17 protein-coding genes and 1 pseudogene are annotated in these 17696 nt (G+C 48.8%); 12 read left to right on the plus strand and 6 right to left on the minus strand.

Annotated elements, in window-relative coordinates; genetic code table 11:
- Positions 1-16 precede the first annotated feature (16 nt).
- Positions 17-352, minus strand: coding sequence for an ArsR/SmtB family transcription factor (locus GI364_RS05810; protein WP_198852736.1), 336 nt, complete (start codon positions 350-352; stop codon positions 17-19).
- Between the two features lie 997 nt (positions 353-1349).
- A complete protein-coding gene (locus GI364_RS05815; RefSeq protein ID WP_198849677.1) occupies positions 1350-2600 on the minus strand; it encodes an IS110 family RNA-guided transposase in 1251 nt (416 codons plus the stop codon).
- Positions 2601-3040: 440 nt separating this feature from the next.
- On the opposite strand from GI364_RS05815, the gene ltrA reads away from it, so the two are divergent.
- The 4 genes from ltrA to GI364_RS05835 all read left to right on the plus strand — a co-directional run bounded on the left by ltrA (position 3041) and on the right by GI364_RS05835 (position 7984).
- Positions 3041-4921: a group II intron reverse transcriptase/maturase gene (gene ltrA, locus GI364_RS05820; protein ID WP_198852737.1), complete on the plus strand. Its 1881-nt coding sequence runs from the start codon at positions 3041-3043 to the stop codon at positions 4919-4921.
- A 767-nt stretch (positions 4922-5688) separates the two neighbouring features.
- Positions 5689-5976, plus strand: coding sequence for a hypothetical protein (locus tag GI364_RS05825; protein WP_233096030.1), 288 nt, complete (start codon positions 5689-5691; stop codon positions 5974-5976).
- An 8-nt stretch (positions 5977-5984) separates the two neighbouring features.
- Complete coding sequence (locus tag GI364_RS05830) at positions 5985-7241, plus strand: group II intron reverse transcriptase (protein ID WP_233096147.1); 1257 nt, start codon at positions 5985-5987, stop codon at positions 7239-7241.
- Between the two features lie 257 nt (positions 7242-7498).
- Complete coding sequence (locus GI364_RS05835) at positions 7499-7984, plus strand: hypothetical protein (RefSeq protein WP_198852740.1); 486 nt, start codon at positions 7499-7501, stop codon at positions 7982-7984.
- Between the two features lie 246 nt (positions 7985-8230).
- On the opposite strand, the gene GI364_RS05840 is transcribed toward GI364_RS05835, so the two are convergent.
- Positions 8231-9154, minus strand: a complete 924-nt coding sequence (locus GI364_RS05840) for an AraC family transcriptional regulator (protein WP_198852741.1) — start codon at positions 9152-9154, stop codon at positions 8231-8233.
- A gap of 193 nt (positions 9155-9347) precedes the next feature.
- Here GI364_RS05840 and GI364_RS05845 point away from each other — a divergent pair, with 193 nt between their 5' ends.
- Both GI364_RS05845 and GI364_RS05850 read left to right on the plus strand, forming a co-directional pair.
- On the plus strand, positions 9348-10085 hold the full coding sequence (locus GI364_RS05845; protein ID WP_198852742.1) for an SDR family oxidoreductase: 738 nt from the start codon (positions 9348-9350) through the stop codon (positions 10083-10085).
- A 330-nt stretch (positions 10086-10415) separates the two neighbouring features.
- Positions 10416-10988, plus strand: a complete 573-nt coding sequence (locus GI364_RS05850; RefSeq protein WP_198852743.1) for a hypothetical protein — start codon at positions 10416-10418, stop codon at positions 10986-10988.
- 16 nt (positions 10989-11004) lie between these two features.
- Here the strand turns inward: GI364_RS05850 and GI364_RS05855 are convergent, their stop codons facing one another.
- Positions 11005-11727, minus strand: coding sequence for a hypothetical protein (locus tag GI364_RS05855; protein WP_198852744.1), 723 nt, complete (start codon positions 11725-11727; stop codon positions 11005-11007).
- A 414-nt stretch (positions 11728-12141) separates the two neighbouring features.
- Between GI364_RS05855 and GI364_RS05860 the strand changes: the two genes are divergently transcribed.
- The 6 genes and pseudogenes from GI364_RS05860 to GI364_RS24860 all read left to right on the plus strand — a co-directional run bounded on the left by GI364_RS05860 (position 12142) and on the right by GI364_RS24860 (position 16169).
- Positions 12142-12645, plus strand: coding sequence for an RNA polymerase sigma factor (locus tag GI364_RS05860; protein WP_198852745.1), 504 nt, complete (start codon positions 12142-12144; stop codon positions 12643-12645).
- The gene (locus tag GI364_RS05865; RefSeq protein ID WP_198852746.1) at positions 12638-13411 is read left to right on the plus strand and encodes a hypothetical protein; all 774 of its coding nucleotides are present in this window, start codon (positions 12638-12640) and stop codon (positions 13409-13411) included. The genes GI364_RS05860 and GI364_RS05865 overlap by 8 nt, the downstream gene beginning before the upstream one ends.
- Before the next feature lie 2 nt (positions 13412-13413).
- A complete protein-coding gene (locus GI364_RS05870; protein WP_198852747.1) occupies positions 13414-14121 on the plus strand; it encodes a hypothetical protein in 708 nt (235 codons plus the stop codon).
- A gap of 123 nt (positions 14122-14244) precedes the next feature.
- Entirely contained in the window at positions 14245-14706 is a 462-nt protein-coding gene (locus tag GI364_RS05875; RefSeq protein ID WP_198852748.1) for a hypothetical protein, read from the plus strand.
- A gap of 155 nt (positions 14707-14861) precedes the next feature.
- Positions 14862-15695, plus strand: a pseudogene (locus GI364_RS24855) (aminoglycoside 6-adenylyltransferase); the annotation flags it as partial.
- A 36-nt stretch (positions 15696-15731) separates the two neighbouring features.
- A complete protein-coding gene (locus GI364_RS24860) occupies positions 15732-16169 on the plus strand; it encodes a VOC family protein (protein ID WP_233096148.1) in 438 nt (145 codons plus the stop codon).
- A 66-nt stretch (positions 16170-16235) separates the two neighbouring features.
- Here the strand turns inward: GI364_RS24860 and GI364_RS05885 are convergent, their stop codons facing one another.
- Positions 16236-16595, minus strand: coding sequence for an MmcQ/YjbR family DNA-binding protein (locus tag GI364_RS05885; protein ID WP_198852750.1), 360 nt, complete (start codon positions 16593-16595; stop codon positions 16236-16238).
- 213 nt (positions 16596-16808) lie between these two features.
- Entirely contained in the window at positions 16809-17459 is a 651-nt protein-coding gene (locus tag GI364_RS05890; protein WP_198852751.1) for a GntR family transcriptional regulator, read from the minus strand.
- Positions 17460-17696: the final 237 nt, after the last annotated feature.

Raw genomic sequence — 17696 nt, forward strand, 5'->3', positions numbered from 1 at the left:
CGCATAACCCCCCCTTTTACATCCGCGTGCAACTGCTGATGTGCGCTGCATTGTCAGCCACAATACCCTTCGCAAGTTGCAATATCGTTCGGACGCGCTCATCTGCAATTCGATAAAAGACGTATTTTCCGCTCTGCCGAGAACTGACATAACCGCACCATTTCAGACAGGCTAAATGATTGGATACTTGTCCCTGGGATATATTGAGTCGTTGAACCAATTCACTTACAGTCTGCTCTCCATCCAGTAGCATTTCCGTGATTTTTAATCGTGTTGGGTTTGAAAGACCATGAAAGAACTTAGCATATAATTCTGTTTGCAGGTCTTGATCTTCGGAGAGAAAAAGTTCCAAAATAGCTCACCCTTTCTGAACTCATATCGAAAACGACAAACTTGATTTTGATACGCTTTTAATAAATTCAGTGGTTACAAATTCCCGTCTAATATATTTTCATATCTAAATATGACTGTCAATGAGGATCACAAATATTATAGGTCGAGAAAGAAAAGGACAAATTGTATATACTGTTACGATTCATCTGTCGGGTGATCTTCAGGACTTTGATAGCTTTTCTAGCCCTTTCTTTGATAGAGATTTTATTGCGCTTATGGGCTGCGACTTGAAAGTCGTCGGGAATCATGCGGTGCAAATCCGCCCGTCCAGAACTGCGGATGCGAACCTACCGTGACGTGGGACAGTGGTAACGCCGTCTTGCGATAGCTCACGGAACAATGTAGCCGCGCCAGATAGGGTGAATTCTGGCCGGAGCTAGGTTGAGAAGTGCATGGTGAACACCAGTGAACCCCATATAAACCGCGTTACGCAAGACAAGCGAAACACCATGACACGCTTGAGCCAAAAGGCAAGTAGCCGGAATCGTCACTCCCGTTTTGGCGATTCGCAGTTCTAAGCGCTACCGCGGGACTCGGGGTACCTAAACACTTCAGAGACGGGTTGTCGACGGAACAAGGTAAGCCCCACGGGGTCTGTCCTGTATGGACAGTAAGCGGAACGTAAGTGAAGCCGAACTCCCTAGGGGGTAGAGGAACGGGCAAAAAGCAAAAGCTGTCTTGTAATGGGACAGATAAGGGTAGCGGACATGCTAAGATGCCCTGACGCGAAAGCGTGCAGACTTGCCCAAGGTCATCCAGCCGGAAATCCTGCAGCATGAGACGAAAGAGCAGCGGTACGATGTCAAGGCCCTAAGGTGACATAATATTTGTCGAATTGCTACTACGTTGGACGTGGTGCCAAAATTAGCAATACTCAACTAAGCCCACCCTACCTAGATTTTTAAAATATGGTGAAAAACCTAGGAACTGGTGGATAGAGGTCGATCGCGGTAAGTTTATGCGCGTTGTCGGACCCCTCCTTCCGGAGTGTAAAGTCGGTTGGTCTTTAGCAGATAGAAGACCACTCGCATCAGTTTCCGGGCTGTAAGCGCAAGGGTACGTCCCTCGGCAAATTCCTTTGGCTCCGCTCTCTTCTTGGCATAGTACTCGGCGAAAACAGGGTCGTGCACCCGGACACTGTTTGCCGCTTCAACCATGTAGTACTTGAGGTAGCGGTTGCCAGAATGAATCAGTCGAGTTCGGTTGGCTGTGAATTTCCCGGACTGGTGAACGGTCCAAGCGAGCCCGGCGTGTTTAGCGGCTTCCGCGTGGCTCTTAAACTGGCTTACATCCAGCTCAGCTACAATGCCGGAAGCAAGAATGGGACCGATACCGGGAATGGAATCAAGGGTTTGCGGGATCGTCGCCAAGTGGTCCTCAATTCCTTTGCGTAGTGCCTTCAGTTGCTCTTGTACCGTTCGAATCACGCGAATACTAGAAGCCATTGCGAGATTGACCGAGTCCGACATCGACTGGGGTAGCCGGTACGAGGAGCGAGCAGCCTTCTGTAGCACTTTAGCAACGACCTCAGGATTTTCGAATCGGTTCTTGCCATGTGCCACAAGGAATTCAATGAGACGCTCAAGGGGCATCTCACAGAGTTCCTCAACGGATTCGAATTCCTCCATGACAGCAATGGAAGTTGCCGAGAGCTTGTTTCTCTTAAAGGGACCTGTGCTGCTGTAGTCACTGAACTTGAGATACAAGTTCGTCATGAGGAAGTTGCTCTCTCTAGACAGATCCTGCATCAGGTGGTAGCGGGCTCGCGTCAAGCGCTGCAACGCCATGAGCGGCTCGCTCCAGGTAAAGGGATGCGGGAGAAGGCCTGTCCGAAGCTTAGCTGCGATAAACCAGGCATCTACTCTATCGTTCTTGGGGGCACTCAGGTAATGGGATTTCTTAAACTCCCTGATAAGACTGGGGTTAAAGACGTAGACCCTACGCTGAACACCAAAGTCCAAATGACGTTGCAGATACATGGCGGCATGGGTTGAGTAGCATCCAGTATGTTCGAGACCAAAGAGAATCTCTTCAGCCTGTTTCTGTTTTGCCAGCTTGGAGATACGATCCTGAAACTCTAAAATCCCAGGACGATTGTTGGTAACGGTGAATCGACTCACAGGTCGTTTCTCATCGTCCTGTGTTAAGCAGCAAACCACGTTCTCTTGGCTGCCTACATCAATTCCGACAAACAAGGAGGAAGTCAATATAATCACCTCCTTCAGGTTGGGATGCAGATGCCTGCGACCTCGGGATGACCCTGGGAAACCCATGAACGACAGCCTTGCGAGCTATTGGAATACACCAGACGTCATCGGTGCACGAGCCTCCTTCTGCTGGCAGGAGGGATGACGGACCGGGAAACAGTCAGCGTGTAGGTCTATTCCATGGGGCCAGGGGAACAATCTTTCCTCGGAAGACACCCTCAGATGAGGGGCAACGGGAGGGATAGGAACATTCCCTTGGTAGACACCTACGGCTATTTTCCCAAGATCAGCCCGAGGTCGTAAACACTCACTTTGTCACAGAAAGGTCTATCAACATTTGATTAGGTTTTCAAGGAACAGAAATTTAATAGAGCAACTACATTATGGTTTTACGTAAACCAATTCAGCAGCTGTTCTTAATATACAAGGAGTGGTCTGTTATGAACCGAAAAGCCGTCTCACAAGACGAGTCAACAGGCCACATTCGTGAGAATCCCCGCGAAGTCCACGAAGACGCAATCATGCGCGCGTGGGTAGAAGCTCAAACAGCGGATACCAGTGAGCATGCAGATGAGTGGATAGATTGGAAGGGAATCGAACGTCACGTTCTCAGGTTACAGCGACAACTGGCCCACGCAGTCGAACACAACAATCGTAAAGCTGTGCGTCACTACAAGTGGCTCATCCGCACTAGCCATCACACCAGGCTTCTGGCCATTCGGCACGTGACACAAGAAAACCGTGGACGCCATACACCGGGAGTGGACGGAAGGACCTACGCCACGCCAGAAAAGAGACGTGAGTTAAGTGGACTCGTCAATCTCCAGAGTCGCCTCTTACCCGTTCGGCGTGTGTATATCGTCAAGAAAAACGGAAAACTCAGGCCGCTCGGCATTCCAACTACCCATGATCGCGTGTGTCAGGCCATTCATAAAGCGGCTATGGAACCAGAATGGGACATCCAGTTTGCGCCCAACACGTACGGATTCCGTCCACAACGATCGACATGGGATGCCATGAGTCAAGTCTTCGCGAACCTCTGCAAGTCAGGCTCGGCACCATGGGTCATCGAAGGGGACATACGCGGCTATTTTGACAACGTCGACCATGCGAAACTCTTGGCCAAATTGGCCCCGGAGGACCGTGTATATGTTCGGCGTATGTTGAAAGCCCCGGTCCTCGACCCCGAAGAAGGCCTGCAGGCAAGCACGCGGGGCACTCCGCAGGGTGGCCTAGTTTCGCCGTTAATTGCGGTCATCGCGCTGCAGGGTATGGAGAAGGATTTGCGGCAAAAGGCCTTCCAAATGAAATTCGGAAGTAGCCGTGCTAACCCTGGCATCAACATCGTCTCTTACGCGGATGACTTCATTGTCACGTGCAAAACGAAGGAGCAAGCAGAGCAGTTCGTTCCAGTCATCGCCCAGTGGCTTGCGGATAACGTAGGCGTCGAACTCAGCCTAGAAAAAACTCACATAACCAATGTCAATGACGGATTCGACTTCCTCGGATTCCATGTCCGCAAGTACAAGGGACAGCTATTGATTAAACCCGCTAAGGACAGTAAACTCGCTGTTCTACGGAAAATCAAAAGTATACTGGACGCGAACAAGTCAGCCAAACAATCCATGGTCATTCGACTGCTTAATCCTATTATTCGCGGGTGGGGCAATTACTACAGCACACAGGTCAGCAAAAAAGTCTTCGCATACTGTGACCATCGAATTAACCAGATGCTGTGGAGATGGGCAAAACGACGTCACCCTAAAAAGAGTGCAAAGTGGCTATACCAGAGGTATTTTGCCCGAATCGGAAGCCGAAACTGGGTATTCTCCGACGGCACCTTCACTCTAGCCACCATGACTGATGTTCGCATCATTCGTCACATCAAGATACAGGGACGCCGTTCGCCTCACCGACCAAGTGACCACGAATACTTTGAGGCAAGGCGACAACAACTGCTACTCAAGCGTTTGAATGGCTTCCAGAAGAAAGTGGTGCGCAAAACTAACGGACGATGTGCTCTCTGCGGATGTAATATATCTGCAGAGCACTTCCGTCGCTGGCAGGTCAACGGAGATAATGACATCCTTTTCGCTCGAATGATTCCCGAACGATTAGGTGGGCACAACACGATTGAAAATGTAGTCGTCACGCATCGATGGTGCTACGAAAAATATCGCTCCATCAATGACTATGATACTTTGCCAGACAATCCAGAACGCTATCTTTCCGGTCAGGAAAGCATTGTTAATGGACAAGTGGTTTGGCATGAAAAACGCTCAGAAGGCCAACGACGACAGCAAAACTGCAGGATGGCTTGAGCTGCATAACGGTAAACTGTTACGTGCAGTTCTGAGGGGAGAAGGAGGTCGCAAGGCCTCCGACTTACCCGACGGCGTTAGCGACGTGCGCCATGAGGCGCTATGTATCGAAGCCACAGACACTGTGGCTGACGGGTACCTCACCCCGTCAAGGCTAGGATGGCATGCGTTGGGTTTGAGTAAACCCTGGGTGTGGAGCCCATCTAACAATGTACCTGTGAGGGAGAACCGACCTCCCAAGAAGCGGGGCTAGCCTCCAAGACCTGCTATGGTCAGCGAAAGCAAAGGCATGTCTGAAGCGTGGTCAAGCCCAACACCGGAAATCGTCGGATGATACGGGTGGGATGGAACGAACACACCCCCCTGTCGCTTGGGGGTATGGCCCGGTTTAACCGGTGGTCAAGGTGGTATAGAGGTACAACCCCCTTGAATCTTCCCCGCGTATAGTGGTGACCTAAGGCAGTGAGACGATACGTGGTGAACATGGGAACCGATGCATTCGTCCCGATGGGATGGACAGCTACGTTGAAGTGAATGTGTCGGGGCGGAGGAACCGTAGTAGTCGGAGATGGGGAAAGCCCACCACATGGCGAAGGGTTCCAGTTTAAAGTAGGTGCGCGCAAGTAAAGTAGGACTCCCACACGGGAGTGATTGCGATTTCTTCCACCATCACTCGACTCTCCGTTGAGGAGATAAAGAGATTCAAAACACAAACGCGCCTTGCACGACGGTCTTTGGAACAGCAACCTTTTTCAAGATTACATCATTTGCTGAGATGGAATGTCTGGATAGACTACTCAATTGAAAGGGTGCTAAAGAACTCTGGTGCACATACACCCGGAGTCGATAACAAGGCAAAGAAAGATTACACTACGTCGGAAACTAGAGAACGACTGCGGGAGGACGTGAAACATGCGCTCCGCAGTATCCTAGAACCCATTTACGAGGGCAAGCAACACCCACACAGTTATGGCTTTCGACCGTACCGCGGTACCCATCAGGCCATTGAGAGAGTCCGCTTTCTCATTGGCCGACTCGATACGACTGGGTCGTAGAGATTGATATTAAGGGGTTCTTCGACAACGTAGACCATGAAATCCTGCTGAATATTCTGCGCAGGACGATTCACGACCGAAGATTAATAAAAATCATCCGCAATATGCTCAAAGCCGGCCTCGTATATGAAGGAGAGTTCGAAGAAACTGACCTTGGCACACCTCAGGGTGGCGTAGTGAGTCCGATTCTTGGGAACCTATATCTGAATGAACTGGATGAATTCATCGGTAACAAATACGAATTTCTGTCACCCAGGGAAAGAAGGAAAGCCCCTATCCCTTGCTACATCGTCAGGTACGCAGATGACGCAGTCATCCTCTGCAGAAGCAAGGAACACGCCGAAACGATGAAGAAGGAAGTTTCGGAGTTCCTAAGTAACCACCTAAAACTTCAGTTGTCTGCAGAGAAGACACTTGTGACACATGCGAAAGATGGATTCGACTTCCTCGGATTTAACATCCGAAGGTGGAGACGACAAGGAAAAGACCGTGTCCTCGTTAAACCGAGCCGAACAGCAATCCAACGGTTTAAGAGTTCGGTAGCAAGAGATTCGAGAGCACTACAGATAGCACCCGGTACTGCTGCAATCGCGCTGTTGAACAAAAAGATTCGTGGTTTTGCTGAACACTTCCGAAGAGGGAACGCAAAGAAGATATTCAGTACCCTCGACAATTATATATGGTGGTTGGTGCTTCACAGGCTCAAGCAGAGAACCCGAGAACCGCCAAGAACTGTAGCACGACGATTCCTGTACCCCTACAACCAGGCGGCGAACCTCCCATACCACCGGAAGTCCACGGCGAAAAACTTTGAATTTAAAGACGATGACGGCAATGTACACATGCTAGATAAGTTGGGTTTCTACAAAATAGAATACCCAGACAAATGCTCACAAAAGAATCCTTACGTGCTTGAAGACCGTGAATGGCTTGATGGGAACCGGAAACTACGTGAACTGATGAAAATTCGAGAGGCACGATTCATTCAGAAAATATATGGGCTATCTAAGAACTGGGCATCTTACCGAAAACACGTGGTGCAACGACAGGATGGACGCTGTGTGAAATGCGCTCGCAAACTCACAGCCCGAACTACTCATGTTCACCATTGGCCACGCTTCGCAGGAGAATGTCAATCCGAGAGGGAACTCATACCAGACTATCTTGTAGCCTTATGCATTCCGTGCTACAAGAAAATCCGACAGCAGAATGTACGCAAGAAGAAACAAGCGAGTCCTAACAACGTGCAAACAACACTACTTTAGATGGAAAGCCGGATGCGTCGAAAGGCGCACGTCCGGTTTGGGGAAAGGCTCGGGCGCCAAACTGCCCCTTTGTCGGGGGTAAGTCGGCCCGGGCCTATTCTACACAAGAGAACGCTGACCAAACTGCATAATTATCAAAAAAACGGTATATTTAGAGCATCGCGTTTCTCTGCATTTTTAAGTCGCGGAAAACAGATACGAAGTGTCACATAGGAAGAATTTGCTCCGTCTAAGCTATTGAATGGAGGAATTTGTGCATGGAGCGACATAAGACACTTATGGTGTCGGGTATAGCTCTATCTCTGATGCTTCTTGTGGTGGGGGGTGGTATGCCCCATTCGCCGAACTCAACGGAACATACTACAAGCAAATCGACCTCAATAAGACAGAACTCCACAGTCCCTGCCACAAACAATCAATCGCCTGCTGTGATACCTGATGGTATCCGTCAAAAATATGGCGAAGTCCGGAATGAGTTTCTGCTGGGGAATGAATGGGTAGTGACTACTCTTGGCAATCAAAACTCCCGTGGAGTCATTGGGATTTACAATTGTTCGCCGAAAGACACTGCATGTCTAAGTGGGCAGAAACATCTTCCATTGGCCGCTTGGAAGTTCTATAAGCCACCGTTTGCTGGAGGAGTTACCTTACTGTTAAAGAGGAGAGATACACTTATCGTAGATAATGGTGGACACCAAATTACCTTCAGTATTTCTACACATCAGTGGATGAGCAAGCCGTGAAGAAATAAATCCTATAGATCTAAATACAGGAAGTTTCTTGTTGTGGGTAGGGTGTATGATATTAAGTCTATCTTGCCAATACGATAACTGGAGGGAAGTACACAAAACTCATCTGTCGCTCGAACAATGGTACTGGGCTTAACAGTTCATGCAATGGTGGATCTCGAGTCAAGCAAGTTGTACCTGAATTCCTCCCAAGCCGTGCACTATAAAAATTCCTCTTGTAGTGCGGTAACGGAACTCTCTTTAAACTTCAGACAGCTTTTGAACATCCAGCATGGGCGGCCGTCCGTACATACGGGCATATTCCCGGCTAAACTGGGACGGACTCTCGTAGCCTACCCGGAAGGCTGCCTCGGCGGCCTGTATGGTTTCGGTCAGCATCAAACGCCGGGCTTCTTGCAGACGCACGGTCTTTTGGTATTGCAGTGGACTCATTGCTGTCACACGCTTGAAATGTTTATGAAATGCCGAAGTGCTCGTGTTCACGGACCCTGCAATCTGTTCCATGACTAGGGACTGATTGAATTGTCGGTTGAGTAACTGAATGGCCTGTGCGATTTTGTATGCATGACTACCGATAATCGCGAATTGACTTATGAGGGGTCCTTGTTCACCTTGAAGCACTCGATATAGAATTTCACGGACTAGAAGCGGAGCGAGGACGGGAATGTCTTCTGGTGCACTCTGTAGTTCCATGAGCCGGACCAGGGATTCGATTAACGCCGGGCTCGTCTTGTTCACAGTTATACCCCGACTTGATTCGGCCGGCACCGAAGCCGAAACAGAGGTTGGGTTGCTCATGTTTTTTACGATATCTACTATGACATCAGCGTCAAAGTTCAGTTTTAAACTCAGGGAGGGTGTGTCTAGTGAAGCTTCAACGATTCTTCCCTTTATCGGCAGTTCGACGGAAGTAACCACATAGTTCAAAGGATTGTACCTATAGGTTTCAGACCCCAAAGTGGCCGTTTTGGCTCCCTGTGCCACAACGCAAATGGATGGCGTATAGACAGATTCCAGCCGTTCTGAAGTGTGTGTTGCATGCATCAGTGTCAAAGCAGGCACGTGGGTTCGATGCGTACCACTAGACGGTGCATGGCGACGTATCAAAGACGCCAATTGTGGCAACGCGTTTTCCATGCGTTGTGAGTCGTTGACTGTAGGCATTTGAGTGACTCCCATCTAGGCATGATATCTGATATTTTAACCTTTCAGTATAGGTACACCGAGGAGAATTAGGCAAGGAACGGATAGGAATGGTCTAACGGTACGGCTTCAGTACTCCCTATAATCAATTTGTGAAACGCTACTCGGTCAATGACCGGTATGTTTATAACAGCATTAGGGGAGTGGAACGTCAATGAATTCAACTGGAAAAGTAGCCATTGTAACCGGAGCATCACGAGGTATAGGACGGCAGGTTGCGATTCAATTAGCGCAATCCGGAGCAAAGGTAACGGTCAATTACTTCTCAAATCGGGTGCAAGCGGATGACGTTGTAAAGACAATTGAGCAATTCGGTGGAAAGGCACTGGCCATTCAAGCAGATGTGAGTAAGGTGAGCGAGATCGAAACATTGTTTTTGGAGACCCTTAAGGAATTCGGGCGGGTGGATATTCTGGTTAATAACGCTGGAGTCATGGAAAACAACGCGCTGACGGATGTGACGGAGGAGCAATTTGATTTGCATTTTGCGACAAACGTGAAAGGGACTTTTTTCGCATGTCAACAAGCGATGAAGCATATGACGCAGGGTGGGGCAATCATCAATTTCTCGACGTCCGTCTCAGGAGCAACGCTCCCAACCTACAGCGTATACGCCGCAACCAAGGGTGCAGTTGAGCAGCTCACACGTCAACTGGCTAAGGAATTTGGTCCCAGGGACATCGTCATCAATTGCATCGCGCCTGGGCAAGTGGCAACCGATCTGTTCCTTCATGGCAAGTCGCCTGAGTTGGTCGATTCGTTCCGTCGAATGAACGCGTTTTCGCGTCTTGGAGAGCCGGAGGACATCGCGAATGCCATTGAATTGCTCGTTAGTGACAAAGCTCGTTGGATAACGGGACAGACGATTCGTGTGAACGGGGGGTTCAATTAACTGACGTGTGGAGCAGAGGGAGAGCGGACCACGCATCATAAGGTTGTGCGTTAGTCTGTTTTCCCCTTCCTCAAAATAGACGCAATCTAGGTGCACATAAAATGGATTACATGTAAATTTATTTGTCTTTCCAACTTATAGTGTTATCGTAGATTTAAACGCTTGTACTCCACATGAGGGGGTGTCATTGCATTTAGTTTTTATCAGGGTATCCGGTAAAGATATGAGATTCTATACGATACGAATAGCAGTTGGACCGCCACTCTCTGAAGTAACTATTTTCAATATGGATACGTCTATGTGGTGTGAACGAAAGGAGCGAGTCATCGAGTGAGTCGTTATCAGCAATTTGCTACAGCATGCCTGACACTAAGCATCGCTGGAATTCTCGTTGGATGTGGTTCTGAAGGCAACGGGTCAATTCCAACCACAAACAGTACAGGAACCACAGCGAAAGTGTCTTTATCAAATGATGCGTCCAATCATACTAAGATGGTTGCAAACAGCACAAACGTTCAAAAATCCTCGTCGAATCCACTGTTTCAGACAACTTTGAAGTTGCCGAATGGTAAAGTTGTCAAGCCAAATAACTCTGTACGTTGGAAAGACTTATCTATTCAGCTTATCATCACCTCCCCTCAATCATACCGCGGGGTAATTGGTAACCATTCCACAGTCATCAGTCACACGAGCGTGTTTACTTCAGCTGGACCAGCAACACTTGTTCTTAACAAACGGACACAACCAGCTGCATCAGAGTCCAATGCGGTGACTCATGAGTATTGGGTAATTGTAAATAGAAGTCAGTATGCCTATGCAATCGATGCTACCGTAATGGGGAACCTAAAGAAGTCCAAGAGTGAAGTCATGCAACTCTTAAAACAATGGCAGATTCCCAATTGACTCCTTTGCGACCGTCTCACTTACGAATAAATCGCAGGGTGCTCTCAGTCAAACGTACTAGTCCCCACATTACGATAACTGCAGCAAAAGCGGCAGTGAACAGAATCCCTGCGATGATGACACTACCTTGAATATGCAGCCAGATGGCGCCGGCATATCCAGCTGTGAGCGCCATGTGAGAGATGCGAACTGCTTTCGCTCGTATCGGTGACTTGTGGAGTCTACTGGTGAAAAATCCGCTTATGGCCAAAAGAACCAAGGCAATCCACGCACCCACTCCTGTGTAAAATTCCTCCCAACTGTTGGGCTGGTGGAATAAAAAGTACAGTCCATGAGCTGTTGCCGCTGCTAGCGTCACCCAACCGAAGAGGTTGTGATGGTCTTGGGCAAGCAGAACGATACGTCGTATAACATCCCCATCTTTGATGCGCTTACTTCTCAATTTACGGAACAACCGTTTTGAAAACAGAATGAAGACGGCAGCCAGTCCCCACAGGAATCCCGAAATACCAATCGAATTGCTGACACTTTCAAGGGTGCGACCAAGGATAAACATCGGACGAGCATCAATACTGAATACCGTAACTCCATAAACAGATTGAGCAAGGACAAGCAGACTGGATCCCCAAATCACCCAAGTCATGATTTTCAGGCTCCGATTATGAAATACGTAGGGCAGCCCCCACAACACCACAAAAAATGCTGTGAGACCGCCTGTCACGGCGACAAACTTTATCATATTTACCCTCCTGTACATTACCCTCCCGACTGAATTCGTCTTCTTCTAAAGATGGCCTTCGCCGGGAAACGTATGACTAGTTACGGTGCCTTACTTTAATGAGTGTTGGTGCGGATTCCCTGATTCGGAGACCATCGACCATCGCAACACCATTTACTAAGCAATACTTATTAATATAAACTTAGTAATTTAAACTGAATAATAGCTTGTGTAGCTTTCCGTGTCAAGGTCAGCAGTTCAGAGGTTTAAAACCCATGCAGAAGTCGTCGGGGCTGGCTCCGGGTGCGCCTGTCGATGAACGACATGGAACCTGCCCCGTGCTCCGAGCAAAGTAGCCGCGTCCCAGTATTTTTTCAAATTCAATGTAACCAATGGAGTCTGCAGTACACTAATAAAAGAGGGGGGAGAACAGGTTTGGAGTCGCTCAGTCCGAAAGAAGCAGCCTCAGTGTTGTTTGAGAGGCACGGAGACGAGGTTTACCGATACATACGTTACACCATAGGAAATGTTCCCCAGGCTGATGATATCCTCCAGGAGGTTTTTCTTCGCGTACTCCAGTCCTGGCATCGTTTCCAACACCAATCGACGCCGAAGACCTGGCTCTGGGCAATTGCGAAGAACTGCATACGAGATTACTTTCGCAGCAGTAAACGGACAAACCAGCAGGTGCCCCTTGATGAGCAACTTCTTGATGAAACAAGCGGCGATTACCTCCTGAAACTCCAGCTTGAAGACAGCCTGCAGTCATTATCGGTGGCACACCGGGAAGTCTTCGTTGAACGTATTATTCATGACAAGAGTACTGAAGAGACGGCACAGACACTGGGTTGGAGCGCGTCAAAAGTGAAAACAACGCTTCATCGGGCCATGAAGCAAATAAGGAAATCCCTTGCTGAAGGAGGCCACCATCGTGGATGAAACTGAAGAACTACGCAAGAAATTCCGCCCCCTTGCTCAGACCACGGTGCCACAGGCAGCTCGCGCGAGAGTCCAGGAGATGATTGATACCCATAATCCCAACAGCACTTCTGGCAAGAGGATTACTTTCGCCGAAATCTGGCGCGGTACAGGAGCAGTCCTGGCGGCGATGATCGTTGCTAGCTTCGTTATTCTTCACGTCAAGAATCCGCTGCCGTCTTACACGACTGCCGGGACAGGCAAGCCGGGGATTGAGGTGGGCTGGCAGTTCTCCCTCTTTGCACCATATTTCGTCCTTCTGGGCATGAGCGGGATACTGTTTTTGCTGGCATGGATTGGGCGCAAAACGGCGTTTGCACTCGCTTTTCGCTATCACAGTCTAAGTTGGCTTATTGGGTCAGGCACGGGTCTACGCTTGTACGATTCAGCGCGCATGCAGACCTACATTGCAATTCTCTTCTCGTGGGTTATGTTTGCCATCTTTGTAGCTCCCAGAACTACGAGCCCCTTTGTCGGGGTTGCGGCCTTCTTGCTGTTTTCCGCTCTGTGCGGGAGTCTCCGTTATCTGCTGTTTGCAGTTGTCGCGTTGCTGCTTGCAACGGTACCCGCATGGTGGATGACCGTCTTGCCTAGCAGCGGGATTGAAAGCTGGTATCGCTTAATCTTTTTCAATATCGTATTTTTCATTATGACTCCAGGTTTAGTTCTCATCTCTAGTCGCAATGCAATGATTCGGCGTTTGCAAAAACGGAAAGGGGGAAGGTAGTTGTGGCAACCAGATGGGTTAAAGGTATCGGCGTGGTCATTCTGTTGGTGCTGGTCCTTGTGGCCGCCCTCTACACGTATTTCAACGGAACCTTTTGGGGACGGGCATCGGCTCAACGACAGATTCAAAAAGCCCTGCAGGCGGAGTATGGCAAGATGAAACTCCATCAGATAGGGGGAGCCTTATACAACTTTGAGTCACATAGGTATGATGCCACGGTGGTATTTGACAAGCGTCCTGGCGTCAAATACTTCTTCGAGTTAAACAAGGGTCAACTTACATACGATGGGACAAATACCTTACGCGCGCCCATTCCTGTGCCCTATAACACCGGTTGGATAAGCAGTCCGACTTCTGTGCCTCCCAGCCCGGTGAAGGGGGTGTCTGTAACAGACTTGAATTGGAGCATCGGAGCGGTCAGTCCTAAGAACCTCAGTATGGATAGGCAAAAATACTCTTTTACAGCGACTATTGAAAACCAGACAAAACAGCGTGTACACGTGACAAAAGTCGTATTATCGTTGCCTGGAAAACTGGGCCATCACTTTCTTTCGGGGGTGCAGACCATCTCTGTAGATAGAACTCTCAAACCAAAAGGGTATACCTCGGTGTCAGGGTTCTTTATCATCAAGACGAAGGGGATGACGAAACAGCAGATCCTCGGATTGGGTTCCATCAAGGCGAGGGATTTCACCGTTTATGTAGCGTGATCACGATAACTGTGAACAAGAGACTCCGTAATCATCTAAGATATAGTAAGCTATACCTATAGTCTCAGGAATTTGAGGGAACCTGGAGCGATAGAATCGCTAGGTTTCGTCAGGAGGATTGTTTTGGGAGTGACTGTCAAGTGGTATCGTAGAAAAACTACCCTCATAGTTGGCGGTTGCGCTGTGGTATTGCTGTGTGTCGGTTGGTTTTGGCGCGATTGGGTCGGTCTTGGTCTTGAAACTCAAGTTCGAGCGAATACTGTGAATGCATTCAAGTGGGCGCTAAATACTTCCGCCGCTGAATCGACGTCCTTCCAGAAGGTTGACTCTGGCGACAAGACGTTTTACTTACCCAACTATGATCCAACGGATGCGGCTGGGATGCACAATATGCAGAATCTCAAAAGCCTGTTTGTTGATAGCTTGAGTAATAAATTGCCTATGCCCATGTTTCGTATTGAATCAGTTCAAATTGTGCCTACTACCACTATGCAATACACTGCCAGAATACGATATGCGACGTGGTTGGGTTTGAATAAAACAATTGCTGTTAGCGGCAATCCCCCGATTCCTCACAAAAGGTGACCGCGCGAGCAATGGAGGCGATTCGCATTCTACACTCATTACGGGTGATGACAGGGAACATATGGAGAAGTATGGAAAAGAATCTGCGAAGGTAACGCAGTGAGCAGCTAAGATGGAGAACGATAGGCACCAAAGAAATTGGGAGATGGTTGTGGATGGAGCCTCTTAGGTACGACCTTTTGACAGACCGCATCGTCAAGTGGGCGGAAGATAGGGACGATATTCGCCTCGTAACAATCATCGGGTCGCGTGCACGAACGGATGTGCCGGCGGATTTGTGGTCAGACTTAGATCTGCTGCTGTTCACGAAACACCCAGACATTTATCTATTAAATGCTAAGTGGCTTTCTGAACTTGGTGAGTATCACCTAACGTTTCTCGAATCGACCGCCGTTGGGGATTTCGTAGAGCGACGCGTATTGTTTGATGGAGGACTAGATGTCGATTTCGTTCCTTTGCCGATGCACGTCATTCAGGGTGATGTTGCGCCTGAGATGTCCGCAGTGCTCCAACGTGGCTATCAGGTTCTCGTTGACAAGGACGGGCTTTCACTAAAACTTCAAAATGCGGCAGGAGCAATCAAAAATTCGGAGATTTCAGCACCTGTCATTCCGACCGATGCGTCACTCCTGCATTTAGTAAATGACTTCCTTTACCACGCAGTCTGGTCGGCAAAGAAGTTGTGTCGAGGAGAACTGTGGACGGCTAAGATGTGCTGTGATGGCTCTATGAAGCGCCAACTTCTGCAGATGATGGAATGGCATCATCAGGCTTGCACAGAGTCGTGCGATACCTGGCATGAAGGGCGATTTCTGGACTCATGGGCTAATCCGGGTGTACTCAATGACGTACGCCAGTCCTTTGCCCTGTACGATGTGGATTCAGTCTGGACAGCACTCCTCACGACCACTGACGTGTTCGGACGACTTGGCAAAGAACTTGCCGTGCAGTTGGGGTACAAATATCCGACAGATGCGCATAGTTATGTGACAGGTCTCCTCCGAGAGTATCAAGATACAGACATTTTGGTATCGGCGAAACACCACACGGTTCCCTCTCAATCGGAGCGCACAGGTTATTTACACCATGTTGAAGTCAACGTATCTCATCTCGAAAGCTCGATACAGTTTTGGGGATGGCTGTTAGACTACTTGGGCTATCAGCTTTATCAAGAGTGGTCACAGGGGCAAAGTTGGAAGAAGGGTAACACCTATATTGTGTTTGTTCAAACTGTGCAAAGACATCTGGAGACTGGGTATCATCGAAAGCGCACCGGGCTAAACCATCTCGCTTTTCATGCTGAATCACGAGAAGAGGTCGACGAATTGACCCAGGTTCTGAGGACGCGGGGCATTCCTATTCTGTACGAATCCAGTCACCCCTATGCCGGAGGACCCGAACACTATGCAGTGTTTTTCGAGGACCCAGACAGAATCAAAGTTGAGCTCGTGGCACCGGAATAAGGGGATGGTAGAGAGGTGGGGCCGTTGACAGGCGACGAATCCGAGCAGTTACAGCCCAGGTGTGATTTATTCGAGCGCAAGCCTATCCTTACGTCGTAATTTAGAAACGACGCGTTGATAAGATTCGTGCAGCATTTGAACCACGACGTCGTCAGGAACACTTCCATTCAATATCACGGTATTCCAGTGTTCCTTATTCATGTGATAGCCAGGAATGACAGATCCAGGGTATGTTTGGCGCTGAGACCAGGCCTCTTCGGGATTCGTCTTTAGGTTGACGCTTTCATAGTTGTTGTGTTTGCCGAGCAGGGCAAACATTTTCCCACGCACGTCTAGTACAGGCAAATCGGGGCGAAAGGGAAATCTCAAGCTGGAGCCAGGGAGCTTGAGTCCAAGTTCAATCAAATAACTGTGGTTGACTGTCATGGGAATCACCTGATTTGGCAGAATTTTATCCTATCATCAACTTAATCTGATTGTCCGTCAAAAGATTGAGTTGTTTTTCTCATATCTCCCAGCCGTTCCCACATAGATGACGAGATACTTATAGATGGAGAAACAGACTACATCGATGGGGAGGGGTGCAGTGGCCAGTTGGTGAGGCCGTTGGCTACCGCGTATGCGGTATACGTTGCTGTGTCATCGCTCTATTTTGTGCATGTTGGCGAGAACGTGATCGCGTCCGTGATAGATATGAGATGCCATGATTGCGCGGGCTTGGTGGCTGTCGTTGTTTCGAATGGCTGCTTCCAGCAGTTGATGGTGATAAACGGATTCGCGCAGTGCATCGGGACTAAACCAAGAGAATCCGTTGAAGGCCACAGGTAGAGACACAACTGTGGTTATGACGTCCGTCAAATAACGGTTCTTTGCCAATTCCGAAATGATAGAGTGAAAGGCTTGGTTGGCTTTAACCATGTCCAACGTATTATCACTTGTTCTGCTGACAAGACATTTTTCAGCCGCCACCTCACACGCGCGATTCGCTTCTTCAAGGCGGACAATGTCGTTGTCTTGTGCATTCTCGGCAGCCAGTGTGGCCGCATAACCTTCCAATTGAGCCCGAAGATTGTAGGCATCCCGAACATCATCAAAACTATAGGTTCTGACAGACACGCCTCGATTCGTCGAGTAAATTAAGAGCCCTTCTGCTTCAAGTCGGCGAATCGCCTCGCGTACAGGTGTACGGCTCAAGTTCAGCCGTGTTGAAATTTGTTCTTCTCGGAGTCTCTCACCAGGCTTTAGGTTGCCGCGTAAGATGTCTTCCTTGAGTACGGTGTATGCATCCAAAATAAATGCCTCATCTCAAATTGTATACAATTTAGAAAATTATTAAAAGATAACGAGTGTAACAGCGTGTTTAAGGTCCCGGATCCATTATAACACTATGTCGGCTGCTGTCGCGGGTGGCTGGTAAGTTTGCAAGGGCACAGATATCCATGAGGTTTCTGTCTTAGAACAAGCCCATTTAAGACATTTGATACATCGGTTTGGCTGGAAAATGTCGTGTTATGACAGCGGAAAGAA

Origin of the sequence: Alicyclobacillus sp. SO9, from assembly GCF_016406125.1 — a bacterium.
Taxonomy (GTDB): Bacteria; Bacillota; Bacilli; order Alicyclobacillales; family Alicyclobacillaceae; genus SO9.